Origin of the sequence: Ditibartonella choladocola, from assembly GCF_002007565.1 — a bacterium.
In the GTDB taxonomy this organism is placed as follows: Bacteria; Pseudomonadota; Alphaproteobacteria; order Rhizobiales; family Rhizobiaceae; genus Bartonella; species Bartonella choladocola.
Genome location: NZ_CP015625.1, coordinates 455,490 through 474,364, shown reverse-complemented (window position 1 = coordinate 474,364; position 18,875 = coordinate 455,490). Strand labels below are relative to the sequence as shown.

13 protein-coding genes, 2 tRNA genes and 1 pseudogene are annotated in these 18,875 nt (G+C 42.2%); 6 read left to right on the top strand and 10 right to left on the bottom strand.

Annotated elements, in window-relative coordinates; genetic code table 11:
• Window positions 1–66 precede the first annotated feature (66 nt).
• Complete coding sequence (locus BBC0122_RS02105) at window positions 67–1,467, top strand: Na+/H+ antiporter NhaC family protein (RefSeq protein ID WP_077990831.1); 1,401 nt, start codon at window positions 67–69, stop codon at window positions 1,465–1,467.
• Between the two features lie 863 nt (window positions 1,468–2,330).
• Here the strand turns inward: BBC0122_RS02105 and BBC0122_RS02100 are convergent.
• Both BBC0122_RS02100 and gstA read right to left on the bottom strand, forming a co-directional pair.
• A tRNA-Ser gene (locus BBC0122_RS02100) sits at window positions 2,331–2,420 on the bottom strand.
• Window positions 2,421–2,842: 422 nt separating this feature from the next.
• A complete protein-coding gene (gstA, locus tag BBC0122_RS02095) occupies window positions 2,843–3,445 on the bottom strand; it encodes a glutathione transferase GstA (RefSeq protein WP_077990829.1) in 603 nt (200 codons plus the stop codon).
• A 267-nt stretch (window positions 3,446–3,712) separates the two neighbouring features.
• Between gstA and dusB the strand changes: the two genes are divergently transcribed.
• From dusB to BBC0122_RS02075, 4 genes are all read left to right on the top strand, one after another.
• A complete protein-coding gene (gene dusB / locus BBC0122_RS02090) occupies window positions 3,713–4,699 on the top strand; it encodes a tRNA dihydrouridine synthase DusB (protein ID WP_077990827.1) in 987 nt (328 codons plus the stop codon).
• Window positions 4,700–4,701: 2 nt separating this feature from the next.
• Entirely contained in the window at window positions 4,702–5,832 is a 1,131-nt protein-coding gene (locus BBC0122_RS02085; RefSeq protein ID WP_077990826.1) for a two-component system sensor histidine kinase NtrB, read from the top strand.
• On the top strand, window positions 5,829–7,286 hold the full coding sequence (gene ntrC, locus BBC0122_RS02080; RefSeq protein WP_077990824.1) for a nitrogen regulation protein NR(I): 1,458 nt from the start codon (window positions 5,829–5,831) through the stop codon (window positions 7,284–7,286). The genes BBC0122_RS02085 and ntrC overlap by 4 nt, the downstream gene beginning before the upstream one ends.
• A 73-nt stretch (window positions 7,287–7,359) precedes the next feature.
• Window positions 7,360–7,449: transfer RNA gene (locus BBC0122_RS02075), tRNA-Ser, on the top strand.
• Between the two features lie 30 nt (window positions 7,450–7,479).
• Here BBC0122_RS02075 and BBC0122_RS02070 read toward each other — a convergent pair.
• Window positions 7,480–7,749: a hypothetical protein gene (locus BBC0122_RS02070; RefSeq protein ID WP_077990819.1), complete on the bottom strand. Its 270-nt coding sequence runs from the start codon at window positions 7,747–7,749 to the stop codon at window positions 7,480–7,482.
• Window positions 7,750–7,836: 87 nt separating this feature from the next.
• On the opposite strand from BBC0122_RS02070, the gene BBC0122_RS02065 reads away from it, so the two are divergent.
• The gene (locus tag BBC0122_RS02065; RefSeq protein WP_077990818.1) at window positions 7,837–8,016 is read left to right on the top strand and encodes a DNA methyltransferase; all 180 of its coding nucleotides are present in this window, start codon (window positions 7,837–7,839) and stop codon (window positions 8,014–8,016) included.
• A gap of 320 nt (window positions 8,017–8,336) precedes the next feature.
• Here the strand turns inward: BBC0122_RS02065 and BBC0122_RS02060 are convergent.
• From BBC0122_RS02060 to BBC0122_RS02030, 7 genes and pseudogenes are all read right to left on the bottom strand, one after another.
• Window positions 8,337–9,817: pseudogene (locus BBC0122_RS02060) on the bottom strand (NAD-dependent succinate-semialdehyde dehydrogenase).
• 38 nt (window positions 9,818–9,855) lie between these two features.
• On the bottom strand, window positions 9,856–11,157 hold the full coding sequence (locus BBC0122_RS02055) for an ArgE/DapE family deacylase (RefSeq protein ID WP_077990816.1): 1,302 nt from the start codon (window positions 11,155–11,157) through the stop codon (window positions 9,856–9,858).
• Entirely contained in the window at window positions 11,157–12,194 is a 1,038-nt protein-coding gene (gene speB, locus BBC0122_RS02050; protein ID WP_077990813.1) for an agmatinase, read from the bottom strand. The genes BBC0122_RS02055 and speB overlap by 1 nt, the downstream gene beginning before the upstream one ends.
• A 55-nt stretch (window positions 12,195–12,249) precedes the next feature.
• Window positions 12,250–13,497 carry a Zn-dependent hydrolase gene (locus BBC0122_RS02045; RefSeq protein WP_188318066.1) on the bottom strand — a complete coding sequence of 416 codons (1,248 nt, stop codon included), beginning with the start codon at window positions 13,495–13,497 and terminating at the stop codon, window positions 12,250–12,252.
• Window positions 13,498–13,544: 47 nt separating this feature from the next.
• Window positions 13,545–14,846, bottom strand: a complete 1,302-nt coding sequence (locus BBC0122_RS02040) for an MFS transporter (protein WP_077990805.1) — start codon at window positions 14,844–14,846, stop codon at window positions 13,545–13,547.
• A gap of 226 nt (window positions 14,847–15,072) precedes the next feature.
• Window positions 15,073–16,353 carry a 4-aminobutyrate--2-oxoglutarate transaminase gene (locus BBC0122_RS02035; RefSeq protein ID WP_077990800.1) on the bottom strand — a complete coding sequence of 427 codons (1,281 nt, stop codon included), beginning with the start codon at window positions 16,351–16,353 and terminating at the stop codon, window positions 15,073–15,075.
• Window positions 16,354–16,521: 168 nt separating this feature from the next.
• On the bottom strand, window positions 16,522–17,967 hold the full coding sequence (locus BBC0122_RS02030) for a PucR family transcriptional regulator (protein ID WP_077990799.1): 1,446 nt from the start codon (window positions 17,965–17,967) through the stop codon (window positions 16,522–16,524).
• Window positions 17,968–18,875 lie beyond the last annotated feature (908 nt).

The window sequence follows — 18,875 nt, the reverse complement described above, 5'->3', positions numbered from 1 at the left end:
TCCGGATTCGATCATTGTAAAGTAGATTGCACGGAAAATACAATAAAACACTTGGGAGGGTTATAAATGGCGGTGAAATTACATTTTAGCAATCGCAATTTGGTGCTTGGTTTTGTGATGTTCGTATCGCTATTATTGGCACTATATACGCGAACGCTGCCTAGCGGTGAAATCGGCATCATCGGTTTGACGCCAATTTTTGCCTTGGCAATTCTATCCATTTGCGGATTGGATATCGTTTTATCTGTGGTTGTTGCGATCATTCTTGGCGTCATAATGACGTCGACCACACCTGTGGAATTAGGCAAGCTCTTAGCAGCATCCACCGGTTCTTTTATCGCTACGGTCGGCTTGATTATTATGTTGGGAGCTGGTGTCGGAGAGGTAGCAACCCGCACAGGTGCGGCAAAGCAACTGGTCAATTTTATCGTCAATAAAATTGGACTTTCGAGCCAAAGACGCGTCAAACTCGGAATTATTATTTCATCCATTGTAATTTGTGGCTCGTTAGGCACTATGGCAGGCGGGAACGCGATCATCGTTGCGGTCATTATCCCCGTAGCGGCTGCAGTCGGATTGACACCCCCGACTGTGGCATTGTTGTTGATGACTGCGGGATCAATCGGTCTATTTATTGGTCCATTTACGCCGAGCACAGTCACAATTCTGGAATTAGGCGGCTTGTCCTATCCACAATTTCTCATTCACGCCGGCTTACCAATGAGCCTTGTTACATTATTGGCTGGCTGGTTTATGTCTAACAAAATTCAACAATGGACTGTCGGCAAGATAAAATATGATGAAGAAATCGTCGATAAAAATAAGACCGACGTGGGCGACGAAAAAAGAGGAAAGCGTTCAGCACTGGTGTTTTTCTTGACCATTGTTGTAATGGCTTTCATAGGAGTGATTGTACAAGCCGGTTTCAGTTTTGCGATTTTTGTTATGTTGACGGTTGCAACTTTGACCGGTCTCTCAGGTGGTTTATCTCCCATAAACATTCTGGATGCGATGTACAAAGGGTGTGGTCGTCTCGTCTGGATGTTCCTGCTTTATTGGCTTTATAATCCGGTACTGGTATTGGTTGACAAACTTAGTGCTTATCAAGCTTTGCTCAACGATGTAACGCCATATCTACAAGGCTTCTCGGCCGCCTGGTTGTGCTTCTTTGTTTTCCTGTTCAACATTATCGGCCACGTACCGGGAGCTGCCGTAGCCCAGATGACCTTTACCAAAAAAATCTTCGGACCTATTCTTTTGGCACAAGGTGTTACCCCGGAAGGTTTAACTGCGGTTCTACTGGCCAGTTCGCAGGTTGACTGGTTTGGTCCTTTTCCGTCGTCCGATATGTTCGGACAAATGGGATTAGCCCGTTCGACATCACTTAAATATATGCTCTACGGGGGTTGGGCAATTGTTATCGCGAATATCGTGATGTTTGCGATATTATTTCAGATTGTTACTTGAAAAAGCCGGTTTGATGCGATGTTTAAAAAATGGCGGCCTTGCCGCCATTTTTATTTTTGCTGCCCGGTAAACCGGTTATTAACTGAACTGTCAAGCTGGCCACTTCAATTGACCTAACAAGCTCACTTCAAGTTGTTTCACATTCACTTAAAACAAAAATAGAAGTAAGAAATGGCGACTATCGGCTATCGAAAGCGCAACGAAGTGGTTAAGCCGAATTGGGCGGGTTAGCCCTAAAGACGAGCTATATTGCGTTTTATGACCGACATTCCAACGATCACCACACAGACGTTTCGGATACCAGACAATATGAGTTAATCAAAATGTTAGTAGCATCGAGATAAAGATCTGGAAACACATTGTCGATTTTCCAACTTGATGTGAAATATCGGAGAGGCAGTTACAGCACCCGTTCCAAGGACAAATGTCTTTAAGCAAAGAATTAAAAAGTAAATCTGTTCTTTAAATGAGTGATGTCATTCGATTGTGATTGACCACTATTTTATAGCTGTCACACCGCCTGCATTTATAATGATATTTTCGCGCGACAGATTGTATCAAATATCGAAAATATACATTAAAAATTTATGTAGGAAGAGTTTTGGAAAAACTGATAAAATTGATTAATCCAATGAATCAAAATAGTTTCTTTTAAAAATGGCGGAGAAAAAGTCCCCTTCGCTATTGTTTCAGCACGTCCCAAGCCGTGCCATAAAGAATTTTTTAATATTATCAATGAGTTATAGTCCTTTACGGCCTATCATGATACTGTCCCTTCCAAGTTGTATTGGGGGATGAAATGGGGGACGGGAAAATATTAAAGTAGCTGATATTGTTGTTTTATATATATTTTTTGATTGCAATGGCGGAGAGAAAGGGATTCGAACCCTTGATACGGTTGCCCGTATACACGCGTTCCAGGCGTGCGCCTTCAACCACTCGGCCACCTCTCCAGCGAGGCGCAATATAACGGGAAAGACTCCGAGTTCAAGAGGAAACTTCATTTCATACAAGAAAAAGTCGTTTGATCTCGGATGGCTTCCACCTTTATGACGCGAACCGGCAAGAATTTGAAGATGCAATGGAATAAGCTGACAGGGTAAAAGTCTTATCAATTCAATTCGATGACACTTTATTCAATTATCAAGATGATTGCTATTTTTTGAAGTCAAATCGCTACCGTTATCAAGCTTCAGGCATTTTAGCACTTCACAAAATTTGCAAAACAATGGTTATAAAAAAATCCCCATTGAAAAACAGAAAGCCTGCTTCGACCTCTCGTCAAAAGCAGGCTTTCTTCCCCTTGAAAATGAAACCGGCTAGCTCAACCCGAATTCTAATATGCAGTGATTTCCGCATATTGATTCTGATATACTCAAGCAGCTTTTTCATCCGCAAAAGCTTTTTTTACGCTGTCGCGGCCATTGATTTTTTCCATATAAGAAGACAAAGCAGGCATATCGAGAAGATCGATCCCGACAAATTTGCACCATGTCAAAATTGTGAAAAGATAGGCATCAGCAACCGTGAAATGGTCACCGGCTACAAACTCGGAATTTTCAAGCTTTTTTTCTGCGTAGACAAGCCTCTGGATAAGTTTTGTTTTCGCAGCTTTTTTCTCTTCTTCCGAGGTCGGGTGGAAAAGCGGCCCGAAACCTTTATGAAGCTCGGTTGCAATGTAATTCAACCATTCCTGCACTTTTGCCCGCTCGAAAGTGCCCGGCTTTTCAGCCAAATTCTTTTCAGGCTTGAGATCAGCAAGATATTGCACAATAGCCGGCCCCTCGGTAATGACGCGACCGTCATCAAGTTCAAGAGCCGGAACATAGCCTTTTTGTGTGACAGTCAGGTAATCTTTGCCACTTGATGTGACCTTTTTTGCCAAATCAACCTTTTCAAGCGTAATTGGTATACCTGCTTCCAGCGCTACGATATGTGGAGAGAGTGAACAGGCACCGGGGGCAAAATACAATTTCATAATCTCTATCCCTTCAAAAATATTGCTGTTTTATAGCCCGAAATTGATACAGTTTTTCGTTTCTTTCAATAGTCTCGCTTCATCTTACATTGTTCAATTCAAATGCGCATTTCAATTTATTTTTAACAGGCCACTTCCCGATCTCTTTATTTTTTGCGCATAGAACCGATTTTGAATGCATAATCCTAGACATTGCATTGCCTTTTGTGAATAAAATGATAAAAGATTAGGCGTTTTTAAAATTGCACAACAAAAAGGCACTCGTGATTGTCCATTCTTTCCACTCCTCTTAAAGTTGGCAATCTGGAATTCAGAAACCGTGTTTTTCTTGCCCCTATGTCGGGGGTAAGTGATCTACCGTTCCGGCAAAGAAGTTGGCTCGCCGGTGCTGGCATGGTGGTTTCGGAAATGGTGGCGAGTGCGGAATTATGTTCCGGTGCGGTTGAAAGCCAAATGCGTGTGAATGGCAAAGGCCTTCCCCAGCATGTGGTACAGCTTGCCGGTCGCGCCCCCGAATGGATGGCAAGAGCGGCTGAAATCGTTCAGGATAATCATGCCGATATGATAGATATTAACATGGGATGTCCGGCCAAAAAGGTCATTGGTGGATATTCGGGTGCGGCACTCATGCGCGACTTGAAACTTGCCATGTCATTGATAGAGGCCGTTTTAAAAGTAGCCAGAATACCTGTTTCACTCAAAATGCGGCTTGGTTGGGATGAAACAACAATCAATGCGCCGGAACTCGCACAAATGGCCGAAGCGGCCGGTATTGCCATGATTACAGTGCATGGCCGCACCAGAATGCAGTTTTATAACGGTCAAGCCGACTGGGATGCTTTGAAAAAAGTTCGTGATGTCATTTCAATTCCCATGGTAGCAAATGGCGATATTGGCAATCTTGAAGAGGCTGAAGAATGCCTGCGCCGCTCCGGTGCCGATGCTGTCATGATCGGGCGGGCAAGTTACGGTGCGCCGTGGCTCTCCGGTGAAATTGCAGGCCATCCTTTTTCAGCAAATCTCGGTGATTATGTTTGCGACCATTATCAGGCGATGCTTGATTATTATGGTGAAAATACCGGTCTCCGTCACGCTCGAAAACATATCGACTGGTATTTGAACAAACATGCCAAAGGAGTTTATAGCAACGAAGAGCGGCAGGAACTGATGACTTCACGCAGTCCGGAACGTGTTCTTACATTAATAAATTCGATATTTTCAAGAGATTCGGTTCATCCGAAAAGGGCAGCTTGACAATGCAACAAAAAACCAAAAATCCGGAGCAAAATCTGGCGGGTCTTGTACTTGATGCTGTTCGTCATCCGGTTATACTCGTCGATAAGGACAATAGCATCGCCTATGCCAATGCCTATGCCGAACAATTTTTTAAAGCGAGTTCTTCTGTATTGGCGCGAAACAAGCTCGAAACATTCTTGCCCTTCGGCAGCCCCCTGCTCTCGCTTATCAATCAGGTGAGGGAAAAACCCAAACCGGTTAATGAATATCATGTCGATTTATCATCACCAAAACTGGGTTATGACAAGCTTGTCGATATTTTTGTCCAGCCGCTCTCGGAGATACCGGGTAGCGTTGTTGTGCTGTTTCAGGAAAAATCTATGGCCGAAAAGCTCGACCGGCAAATGACCCATCGGGGAGCTGCCCGCTCGGTTACCGGCCTTGCCTCGATGCTTGCCCATGAAATAAAAAATCCGCTTTCGGGAATACGCGGGGCTGCCCAGTTGCTTGAAAGTGTGGTTGGCGATGACGACCGCCAGTTGACACGTCTGATTACCGATGAAACAGATCGTATTGTTGCTCTGGTTGATCGTATGGAAGTGTTTTCCGATGAACGGCCAATCGAACGTTTTCCGATCAATATTCATACTGTTCTCGATCATGTCAAAAGACTGGCGCAAAACGGTTTTGCAAAGAATATAAAATTTGTCGAAAAATATGATCCCTCGCTGCCACCGGTCTTTGCCAATCGTGACCAGCTTATCCAGATTTTCCTCAATCTCGTTAAAAATGCGACAGAAGCTCTGGAAAGTGTAAAGAACCCGACAATTACGCTTACCTCCTCCTATCGGCCCGGTATCAAACTTTCTGTTCAAGGGCGGCATGACAAAGTCACTTTGCCGATGGAATTCTGTGTGGAAGACAATGGAGCGGGTGTTCCCAAAGACATTCAGGAAAACTTGTTTGATCCGTTTATTACCAGCAAACCGAACGGATCCGGCCTTGGACTTGCACTGGTTGCCAAGCTTGTAAATGACCATGGCGGGGTGGTCGAATGCGATTCACAACCGGGGCGTACGATATTTCGTGTTCTTTTACCTATGTGGCGGCCGGAAGAAACAGAACACAAGCACAGCGGAGAAACCGAATGACAAAAGGGATGATACTTGTTGCAGATGACGATGCAGCGATCCGCACCGTTCTCAATCAGGCACTCTCGCGTGCCGGTTATGAAGTGCGCGTCGCACCGAATGCTGCAATGCTGTGGAGATGGATTGCCAATGGCGATGGCGATCTCGTCATTACCGATGTTGTTATGCCGGATGAAAACGCATTTGACCTTTTGCCTCGCATTAAAAAGGCACGTCCGGAAATTCCTGTCATTGTCATGAGTGCCCAGAATACATTTATGACGGCGATCAAAGCCTCGGAAGCGGGTGCATATGATTATTTGCCCAAGCCGTTCGATCTTTCGGAGCTTATCAATATTGTCGGAAGAGCCATGGTGGAGCCGCGCTCCGAAAACGAAAAGCCCAAATCCGATGAAACCGCCGATGCAATGCCGCTCGTTGGCCGTTCCGCTGCAATGCAGGAAATCTATCGCATTCTTGCCCGCATGATGCAGACAGACCTGACTGTGATGATTACAGGGGAATCCGGAACAGGAAAAGAACTGGTTGCCCGTGCACTTCACGAATATGGCAGACGCAGAAAAGGCCCCTTTGTCGCAATCAATATGGCAGCAATTCCGAAGGATCTCATTGAATCGGAACTTTTCGGGCATGAGAAAGGTGCGTTTACCGGTGCCAATATGCGTTCGAGCGGGCGCTTCGAGCAGGCCAACGGCGGAACGTTGTTTCTCGACGAAATTGGCGACATGCCGATGGATGCACAAACACGTTTGCTACGCGTTTTGCAACAAGGCGAATATATGACAGTTGGCGGGCGGACGCCGATCAAAACAGATGTCAGAATCGTTGCTGCAACCAATAAGAATTTACACCAGCTTATCAATCAAGGACATTTCAGAGAAGATTTGTTTTATCGGCTCAATGTGGTGCCGCTACGCATTCCCGCTTTGCGTGAAAGAGCCGACGATATTCCCGACCTTGTGCGCCATTTCTTCAAATTGGCCTCCGACAACGGGTTGCCTTCAAAACATATCAGCAATGAGGGGCTTGATTTGTTGCGCCGTTATTCCTGGCCGGGCAATGTCAGGGAATTGGAAAATCTTGTACGCAGACTTGCCGCACTTTATCCGCAGGAAGAAATTGCGGTCGACGTTATCGAGACCGAGTTGAAAAATGAAACCGGTCTTCACGGGGCAGACAATCCGGTTTCGGTCAGTGACAATATAACGATTGGCGAAGCAGTCGAAATGAATATGCAAAAATATTTTGCTTCTTTCGGCAATGAGCTGCCCCCTGCCGGACTTTACCACCGCGTATTGGAAGAGGTCGAGTATCCACTTATTCTTGCCTGTCTTACGGCGACAAAGGGAAACCAGATCAAGGCAGCAGAACTGTTGGGGCTTAATCGCAATACTTTGCGCAAAAAAGTGCGCGATCTCAAAGTGAACATTTATAAAGGCACGAAGGCAAATTAAATTTGGCTCAAAAAAATTCAAATAAATGATTGACCTTTAGCCAGAACCTTGTAAAGACTTGCGCATCCTTTTTGGAGGGGTGGCCGAGCGGTTTAAGGCACCGGTCTTGAAAACCGGCGTGCAGGCGACTGTACCGTGGGTTCGAATCCCACCCCCTCCGCCATTAAGACATCATGATCGTATGATGTTCCTTTTATTCCATATAAATAAAGCACGATTTCAAAGCGTTAGATTCTGTCTTTTTCTCAAGAGATTTATTTCCTGTTATTGTTTGGCATTTTTCTGCGTTCTGTCTTCGTCTACAATTTTTGCGGTGTGGATTGGTATTTTTATGGGCAATACAAAAATACAGGAAATGAACAGCAAATTTATTTTTCACGATTGCGTAAACCGGTTCGGTTTCCAACATTGATTTTTCTATTGCTGTGTAGATTTCGTGATTTAATTTTGTGACGACAGACATTTTACGCGCCTGATAATTCAAACGGTCTGTTTGAATCTCGCACGAGCTATGGCGGCCTTTATTGCTTGATATGACTTTATCTCATACATGAAGAGCTGTTTTTATCGAAATGCCAATCATAAAGAACTCGACCCTCATCCGATAGCCAAAACCGTCGGGATAATAGCTGATGCGAACAAAGCTCAATCAAACCGCTATGATATTGTTGTCGATCTGTTTGGTGGTTCCGGTTCAATCTTGATTGCTGCTGAAAAGGCAGGAGGATGAGCTTATTTTGCCGAATATAATCCTCATGATTGCGACATTATTCTTGAATGTTATGGAGCCTGTGAAAAGATCAAACCATTTTGATAGAGCGTTCCAACCCGATTAAACGTTCAGACTTAATCAAGCACACGAATACATCCATCACGAAAACATCAAAGCTCGTCAAGCCCGAATATTCAAGAACCCATCCGAGGAATACAAAATGGAACACGCAACTTCAATAGAAGTGCGAGATAGAAAAATAGTCTGGTTTCCATTTATGCAATCAAATTCTGTTAATGGGTAGAAAAGATTTTCTAACTCATTAACAATGATGACATTTATTTTATTTCACCCAAGCAGATATATTTAAGCTCGACAAAATCATCAATACCGAAATGTGAACCTTCACGCCCAAGACCTGACTGTTTTACATCGCCAAATGCTGCTTCAGCCGTTGAAATAAGCCCTGTATTAACGCCAACCATGCCATATTCAAGTGCTTCAGCGACACGGAAAACACGTGCCATATCCTTGGCATAAAAATAGGAAGCGAGACCAAATTCGGTATCATTCGCTTGTTTGATAATATCTGTTTCATCGCTAAAACGAAACAATGGTGCAATAGGACCAAAAGTTTCTTCCCGCGCAACAACCGTTTCCTTTGTCACATCCGTAACGATCGTTGGCTCAAAAAATGTACCGCCCAGAGCATGTCGCTTGCTACCTGAAAGAACATGACCACCTTTTGACACAGCATCTGCAACATGCTCTTCAACCTTTTCCAAAGCTGCTTCATCAATCAATGGTTCGAGGACAACACCATCATCCATACCATTACCAACTTTCAAGCTTTCAACAGCAGCTTTAAGTTTCGATGCAAAAGTATCATAAACGCCGTCCTGAACATTGATGCGGTTAGCACATACGCAAGTTTGCCCATTATTGCGAAATTTTGCAATAATGGCCCCTGTCACCGCGGCATCAATATCTGCGTCATCAAAAACGATAAATGGTGCATTACTACCGAGTTCCAAACCGAGTTTTTTAATGGTTGGTGCACTTTGCGCATAAAGTTTCATGCCGACTTCAGAGGAGCCTGTGAATGTTAATTTCACGAACAATCGGGCTTTGTGTCATCACTCTACCAATCTCTGTTGCAGAGCCGGTGATGACACTAAACAGACCTGCGGGTAATTTCAGCCCGCTCACCAAGAATTGCGAATGCGATAGCAGAAAAAGGCGTTTGCATTGCCGGTTTCAGAACCATAGCACAACCATAAGTAAAAGCAGAACCAGCTTTACGGATAATCATGGCATTAGGAAAATTCCAGGGCGCAATAGCTGCGACAACACCTATGGGTTGTTTCATCACAAGAATACGCTTGTCACGCTGATGTCCTGGAATGGTTTCGCCATTAACGCGGCGCGCTTTTTCAGCAACCCAATCAATAAAACTTGCACCATAATCAATTTCACCAATGGCTTCGGCCAATGGTTTGCCTTGTTCAAGTGTCAAGATTTGACCAATATCCTCGCGGTTTTCAATTATCAGCCGGAACCATCGGCGTAAAATAAGCGAACGTTCTTTTACTGTTCTTTCCGCCCAACCCTTTTGTGCCTTTTGGGCAACTTCGATTGCGGTCTCGACCATTTGAGCACTACAATTCGGTACATAACCAATAATTTAGCCTGTCGCGGGGTTGGTCACTTCTACCCCGTTATCAGAATTTGCATCAATCCATTTTCCGCCGATATAGGCAGCCTGTTTTAACAATAATTCATCTTTTAACGCTTGTTCCCTGTTCGTATTATTTTTCAAAATAGTTTTATATTTAATAGTATTATTAAACCGAATGGCTATTTTGCGACATCTTCAAGTCCACACCATTCCGCAATAAATAAAGCGATAACCTGAGTAACCTTCCGGACAGAATCCAAATCGACACATTCGTCAAAACCATGAGGATTTTTACAAAATGGTCCATAGACCAATGTCGGGCAATTACCGTAAAGCCCTGTAAAACGGGCATCGGTTGTCGCAGCAAAAAGATTTTCTTCCAACGTATTTTTCCACACATCCAAATGTGAATTGGCAAGGATTTTCTCTTGCTCATCAGCATTTTCCAATAAATATCCTTCAGCCATAAACCCCGTATAGATTATCCGTGGAGGATGCTCTCTAAAAAAAGGATTTTTACTCGCTTGTTCGTTTATATATTCTTCAAATTCATGGCATGCTTTTTCTATATCTTGCCCTGGATAAACAGCAATACGGACTTCAAACCAACAGCCTGCTGACATACTTGACGCCCATTCACCACCTTCTATGCGACCGACATTAAAGTTGATCGGATGGGGGTGACGATCAAATGGTGGGTAATCTTTTTTTCGTGCATTCCAACGCTCTTCTAGAACGTCAAGGGATTGGATAAGTTCTATCGCATTATGGATTGCATCAGCGCCGCTACCAAAATCTCCGGAAGCGTGTCCGGGTGCTCCATCAACCTCAACTCTTATCCAAATCGGCCCTGTTTGTGCGCGCATCAGCTTAGGTTCCAATGGCTCCGGAATAATTCCTGCATCTGCTGTATAGCCGCGAACGAGACACGCCAATGCGCCATTTCCTGTAGATTCCTCTTCTACGACTGACTCCAGATGTAAGCGCGCAGCAGGCATTACGCCTAATTTTTGTAGTGCTTTTAATGCGAATACATTGGCCGAGACGCCCGCTTTCATGTCACCGGCACCGCGTCCATACATCCAACCATCTTCAATTATCGGGTTAAATGGACCAAAGCGCCAACGTTTTTCATCTCCCGTTGGTACAACATCAACGTGACCATTCAATATAAGGGATTTACCTTTTGGCGGGTTCTTGGGCTCATAAGTGCCGACAACATTTGTCGTATTTTCGTAAGAAACCGTAACGGGCGAAAATCCTTTGTGGGAGCGAATATCATCAATGTTGATTGTCCATCGGTCAACAGAAAGGTTTAACTCCCCCATCGCCTTTGCCATGAAGTTCTGAACTTCTTTTTCATTCCCGCGGATTGAAGGAAAACGCACTAATTCCTGAAGAAATTTAACCTGTTCATCAAACAATTCATCAACAGATCTTTTAATATCCTCGGCAGTTATGGATGACGCTTTGTTTAGCATTATTTCTCCTCACTTTTTCGGAAAGCCATCAGGCTTAAAATTTCAAACAGCATTTGTGCGCCAGCTTGTGCTGTATTTGTAGTAGCATCATAGGCAGGTGATACCTCGACCACATCACCACCAATAATATTCATCCCCTTGAAACCGCGCAGCAGCATTTGTGCTTCTCGTGTTGTTAAGCCACCAATTTCCGGAGTTCCTGTACCGGGTGCAAAAGCCGGATCCAAACTGTCAATATCGAAAGATAAATACACTTCGTCATCTCCAATAAGTTGACGGACTTGTGCAATAACCGGTTCAATACCGTTTTTTTGAATTTCTTCTGCGTGGATAACAGTCATTCCGGACTGATATGAAAACTCCCAAAGATATTCGGAAGCACCACGAATACCAATTTGAATTGTTTTTTCAGGATTGAGAACACCTTCAAGAACAGCATGGCGAAAAGGGCCGCCATGATGAAAACGACAATTATCGTAAGGGCCACCCGTATCGCAATGTGCATCAATATGGATCATAGCCAATGGTGTTTTACGACCGAGAGCGCGTAAGACTGGCAGGCTAATAGAATGGTCTCCACCTACTGATAAAGGCTTTACGCCGGCATCAACCAGTTTTGTAATAATATGTTCAATATCAATATGACAGCCCTCTAGATCGTATCGGCTACGAAATGGAACATCTCCAACATCTGCAATATTAAGTAGCATAGCTGGCGCCAGTCGTAAAACATGATTGTAAGGGCCTATCCTTTCAATGGAACGTAATGCACGTGGTCCAAAGCGGCAACCATTGCGATTTGATATAGCCAGATCCATCGGCACGCCAAGTAAGGCAACATCAAGATCCTTTATTTGTGGATTGCTCCAATCGACTTGACGTGATGGTGCAGACAATAATGTTGGCATACCTACAAAAGGTGCTTGACGCGTGCCGTATTCATTAATAACACCCGTAGCTACAGCTCTAAAATGATCATCATATATTTCCATTTCATTGCTGCCACCAAAGCGGTCTTGTAATTGTTTTAATTTCATTTACTGGACCTTTTCTTTGAATTTGATTTTGCTTGGCTAAAATTAAAAGATCGGCTTATTGTGCCAATTGCAATACACTGCGTAAGAGAACATTTGCTGCCGCCGCACAGTCCTCTTTCTTCGTATATTCCGCCTCATTATGGCTCAGCCCGTTCACTGAAGGCGCAAAGATCATTCCCGTAGGATATTTACGTGCTAAATTGAAAGCATCGTGTCCTGCACCACTTACAACGCGCATAGAACTATATCCCAATGTTTTTGCTGCGTCTGTAACCACATTGATAATATTTTCATCAAAATGCACGGTTTGAGAACGAACGATATATTTCCAATCAAATGCTACGCCATTTTGTTTGGCAATTGTCGCAATTTGCTGAAAAATATCATCTTCAAGTTTTTGCAGCCCTTCTTCATTTGGAAAACGAATATCCAGAATAAGTGAAACATTTGCTGCAACGGTCACTGGTGAACCATTATGTACCGTTAATATGCTTGATGTTGCACGAGCATTATCATCCTTTTTTACAGTTTCATCGGCAACTATGATGGATTTGGCTGCAACAAGCATTGCATCTTTACGTTTTGCCATGGGAGTGGAGCCGGCATGTGCATCTTCACCGGTAAAATCCAACTGATAACGACGAAATCCAAAACCACCGGTTACTATACCTATCTGTTTTTGATTGTCTTCAAGAATTGGTCCTTGCTCTATATGTAACTCAAGATAGCTATGTATGGGAAAACCTAGCGGTTGATTGCCAATTCCATTTTTCATTCTGGAAAGAAGGTCTTGAGCAGTATTTCCATGTCCGTCATCAAGTAATAAAGCCGTCTTTAGATCAAGAGCGCCCGCAAAAACAGCTGAACCGAGCATTTGGCGCATAACAACGCCTTCCTCATTTGTCCAGTTTGCAATAATGATAGGGTGTTTCGTTTGTATATCCGCATTTACCAAGGTTCGTACAACCTCAAGCCCCCCTAAAACTCCCAATATACCGTCAAATTTTCCGCCTGTTGGCTGTGTATCCAAATGGCTGCCAATGACGACTGGTGGTAAGTTTTCCTTACCAGCTCTATAAGCAAACATATTACCGAAAGCATCAAATGACACTTTTAAGCCCAAGCTTTCACACCATTTGCGATAAAGCGAACGAGCCTCGTCATCCTGCTTTGAAAAAGCAATCCTATTGCATCCTCCTTTGGATGTAGCACCAATAAGCGCCATATCCATAAGAGACTTCCACAACCGATCTTCATCAATAGTAACATTATTATAGTTTGTATTTTTGTTTGAAGTATCCATTTTATCCAAGCTCCCTATAAATTTATATTTCACTTTCTTAAACATTCTTACTTGAATGTACGATCTTCATCTATTGTATTAAAAATCGTTTTATGTTCGGTTGGTAGAAACCAGACACAAATAAATGTTAGTAAACATAACATTCCAAATAATATGGCCAATGGAAGCCAGTTCGTTCCGTAAATACTTGCTAACCACACACCAATCATAGGTGTTGCACCACCAAAAATAGCGCCGCAAAGCTGATAACTTAAGGAAATACCTGTATAACGCATACGAACCGGAAAAGCATTGGGTAAATAAGGCGCAATAACCGAATAATATGCACCTAAAACTCCGGTTGCAAAAAGAATAGCGATTGTAATATTGGTAATATCACCTGTCACCACAAGTAACATCATCGGTGCGGCCCAAATAACACCAAGTCCTGTCATAAAAAGTAACAGAGACCGTTCACTAAATCGAATTGCCAAATAAGAGCCGATCAGGGCGCTCGTAATTTCAACAACGCCAACCCACGCCACAATATTGAGGATAGTCTTTTTCTCTATGCCTAAATAAGTGGTCGTATAATTGATCATAAATGTCGTTATAAAATAAAACCCGGCAACACCTAATATGCAAGCACCAATACCATATACTAATGTCAATTTTTTTGTGGCAAATACTTCTCTTATCGGAGCAACATCTATTGTTTTATTTTTTTCAAGCTCATTGACCATTTCGGGGCTTTCGTTCACGCCGGCACGAACGATAAAAGCAATCAAGAGTAGAACACCGCTTAATAAAAACGGAATACGCCATCCCCAAGACAGAAGTTGCTCTTTCGGTAAATCGGAAACAAAACCAAATGCTAATGAAGCCAATATGAGTCCGATAGGGCTTCCATATTGTGGAGCGGCTGCCAAAAATGTCCGCCATTTTGCGGGCGCATGTTCTGCAGCGATTAAAACAGCTCCACCCCACTCGCCACCTACGGCAATGCCTTGCACAAAACGCAGTATAACCAATAGAAGAGCTGCCGCCATACCAATAGATCTATAAGTAGGAAGTAAACCGATAAGAACGGTAACACCGCCCATTATCAACAAAGTAATGACGAGACTTTTTTTGCGCCCTATTTTATCACCAAGATGGCCAAAAATAACAGCCCCGAAGGGGCGAGCAACAAAACCGACAGCAAATGTTCCCAATGCCGCAAGAGTGCCAACAAATTCACTCTGTGAAGCGAAAAAAATTTCACCGAAAACAAGAGCTGCAGCGGTTCCGTAAATATAAAAATCATACCATTCAATAGCAGTTCCAATGAATGCTGCCAGCGCAGCTCTAACGGGTTGTTGTTTGGCCATATTTCCCTCCTGATGGCTCAACCTGCAAAGTTGTTATAATCGTTATATACTTTACAGACGGTTAGACCTCATTCATCAAAAGGAGCAATCATAAGTAAAACGCTATTATAATTCCCATTTTTTCCATCTTGCTCCCCAGTCAGAATGATCGTTTTTTATTAAACGAAATTATTTTTATTTTGAATTACTAGAAACTTAGGTAGAAAATCCTGATAATTAGCTATTCCTACCCAATTCTTCTTTTCGCTTCACGAATTGAAACGTCGAGAATATCTTGAGCTTCATTGAAGATATGATCTTCAATAGTGATTGGTGCAAGAAAACGGATGACGTTGCTATAGACACCGCAAATAAGCAGGATCAATCCTTTTTCCAGAGCAATATCACGCACCATAGTGGTAAATATTGGTGAAGGTTTTCTGTTCTTATCGAAAAATTCAACAGCCTTCATAAAGCCTGGACCACGAATATCCCTGATCTCAGGAATTTCGTGTTGCAATGATGCCAATCTTTGATGCAAGCGGGATCCAAGCATTTCTGCTTTTTGACACAATTTTTCGTCTTCAATGACATCTAAAACAGCAAGAGCAGCGGCAACACCTATAGGGCTTCCTCCATAGGTTCCCCCAAGACCACCAACAACCGGTGCATCCATCATTTCAGCACGACCCGTTACAGCCGCAAGAGGAAAACCACCTGCCAAGCTTTTTGCCATTGTGATTAAATCAGGCGTTACGTCATAATGCTCCATCGCAAACAGCTTACCAGTACGGGCAAAACCCGTCTGAACTTCATCTGCAATCATAACAATATCGTATTCATCGCAAATTTCACGAATTTTACGCATAAGTTCTGGTGAAGCTGGATAAAAGCCGCCTTCACCCTGAACAGGTTCCAGAATAATGGCTGCAATTCTTTTGGGATCAATATCTGCGCGTAATAAAGTACGCACTGCGTTAATACTATCTTCCGGTGTAATCTGATGAACTTCATTAGGATAAGGTACATGATACACATCACCGGGCATTGAACCAAAACCGATTTTATAAGGTGAAACTTTTCCGGTTAACGCCATCCCCATAAAAGTGCGGCCATGAAAACCACCGGAAAAAGCTATAACACCATCACGACCGGTATGAGCACGCGCGATTTTAATGGCATTTTCAACTGCCTCGGCACCAGTCGTTACGAATACTGTCTTTTTATCGAAATCACCTGGCGTTAATTGGTTTAACTTTTCTGCTAACTCGACATAATTTTCATAAGGAACAACCTGATGACAAGTATGCGTAAAGCGATCAAGTTGCTGTTTAACAGCAGCAATAACGCGTGGATGACGATGACCGGTATTAACAACGGCTATACCTGACGCAAAATCAATATAACGGCGTCCATCCTCATCCCAAAGTTCTGAATTTTCTGCTCTTACGGCAAATAATGGCGTTGAAACCCCCACGCCTCTGGCAACAGCAGCAGAACGGCGTTTTTCCAATTTTTTATTTTTCATATTTTAAACCCCACCATTTTTTTGGAAGAGTTTAATAAAGAATTATCAGTATGCTATATCCAAACCGTATATAGAAGAATTATTTATTATACATGCCGTACAATTTCTAAAACATTTAACATGTTACCAGCATTAAAATCCTGAACAAACAAAACCTTGCACTGTCGTTCAATTTGCACTGTCATCCAACGTTTTTGCTAATTTCAATAAAAACCAAATTTTATTTCTATTTTCAGCTATTTTGATATCAACACCGGTAACATCGCAAAAACGATCTATACGGATACGTATCGTATGGCGATGAACCCCCAATTTTTCAGCCGCCTGTTTAATGTTGAAGCCACAATCTAATAATATTTCAATCGTTTCTCTCAATTCTCGCGTTAACTTCTTCGTAAACAGTGTAGTAACATAATTTTGTAAAATAACCGGATCCAATGACTTAAGTAAACTTTCAATATTCATATTATCCGGATATTTTAAGCCCGGTTCTTTAATTTTTGATAGTGCTTTTGCTTGATTGACCGCGGCAGATAAATCTTTAATTTCACAGGGGGAACTTACTCCGATCGTTACATCCGGCAAACGTGTACACAATGTACTCAGCAAAAAATTGACTTTATTGTCTTTTGTTTCTTCGGGAATAAGAACAACCCCGTTATCATTTTCAAAGCCGATGAGCATATGTTGTGGTAGCGTCTTGCGTAATATTTGAAAAGTTTCATCCAAAATACCGGAAGAAGAACGAATGACAATAATGCGATATTTTGCATTCAAAGAAAAACCTAAAATGGCAAATTTACGCATTAAATCTTTCGGTTTATTTTGACCTGCATAAATTTCCGACAACAAATCAATTGATAACTGCGCTCGTTCACGTGCAACAGCATCCTGACGTGTTAAAATAATACGTGCCGCTAAAAGCATTTTTGAAATAAAAGCTGTTTCCGTTGCAGAAAGACTATCAACTTGACGTATAATTTCGAGTTTTACCGTTGGCGTACAGGAAAAAACATCACGTCTATCCAATATTTCGTTAATATAGTTTGCCTTTATGAGACCTTGCCCACATAAAACCTGTGCTATAATAGTATCGTCATGGCTAATAAATCTCGTATCGCAAACCAATGTTGATGAAATACGCATTGCAATATCATAAATAGTCAAACGACCATCAATAGCATCTTCAATTACGCGGCTTTCTAAAAGCCGTTTATTTTTTTTCAGTTGTTCATTAATTATATTTTCAGCCGCTATTTGTGAAATACGAGAAAAGCTTAATTCATAAGGCACTTCACAAACTGGAAGCTGTAGTGCATTCGCACGCTCAATAATGATTTGCGGAATTTTATCGAATTTTAAACCAATACCAAACCCAATGCCTGATATACCACAAGAATATAATCTATCTATGTAACTTACCAATTCAACAGGATTGTCTTTCAAATTACAGCCACAAATAAGATTAAATTCGCCTCCTCTTATCCATTGTTTAGGATTAGGATGATCTGTTGCAATAACCCAGTTTATTTTGTTTTTTAAACGGGTCTTCCCGGCTACCGGAATAATTGCAGGTTCCGTCATTTGGCATAAGTCTTCAACAGTCAAAACCACTATTAAATTCCTCCGCTACATGTCATTACAAATCATTCATAACTGTCATTGTGAGATGTCTTGAAGAAATAAGAAACATAAAATATGCAGATAATCTTGCTGATTTTCAATCGATTAAAACAATAAAAGCAAGATTAGATGTTTATTGAATCCCTGATTGCTCCCATTCTAGCCCGAATTCTATAAACGAACGGTCATTATGCGTCGGGATCATCCCATAAAAAGTGTCGCCTTGATCCAGAACGACATTAACATATTCAGGAATGCATCCAAAGGCATTATCAGATTGAATTTATGTTTCAACAATGACGGAATAATTTTGCGTTATTCGTAAAGCAAATCCATTCAAATAATTTAAACCTTCAAACGAAATTATCAGTTTAGCCATTATATATTACGGGCGATTTTTACCCATCTTTCGTCAAGTTGAAGGTGTCCAGTGTGATCGCCGCATTGATATTTAACCCGAAACGGTTCGTTATCGGTTTGCATGCTTTGGCAAAATAATAGCAAGCTCTATACCAATAAAACGAAGACATAAATGCACGAATTGGCGAAGGGAGATTGATGAATGTCTTCGTCAAAACAAATGGTGAAAAACACGATTTATGGAGAGCAGTCCATCATAATGGTAAAATTCTTGAATATTACGTTTTAAAAAAAATGTCACAAGAAATCTGCCAAGTAATTCATTGGGAAATCGCGGAAAAATCAAGGCTTGCCGATGAATTTTGTTACAGATAAGCTTCGCACTTATCATGCTGTCTTAAAGATCTGGGAATAGCTTATCGCAAAATACAGAGCGTTGATTAAATAATTGATGTAAGAATTCTTGCCTATCCGTCCGACAACAATAAGGAGCGTTTCAAGAGTTTAAAAACCTCATAAGTCTAGAGGATTTTGTCGAT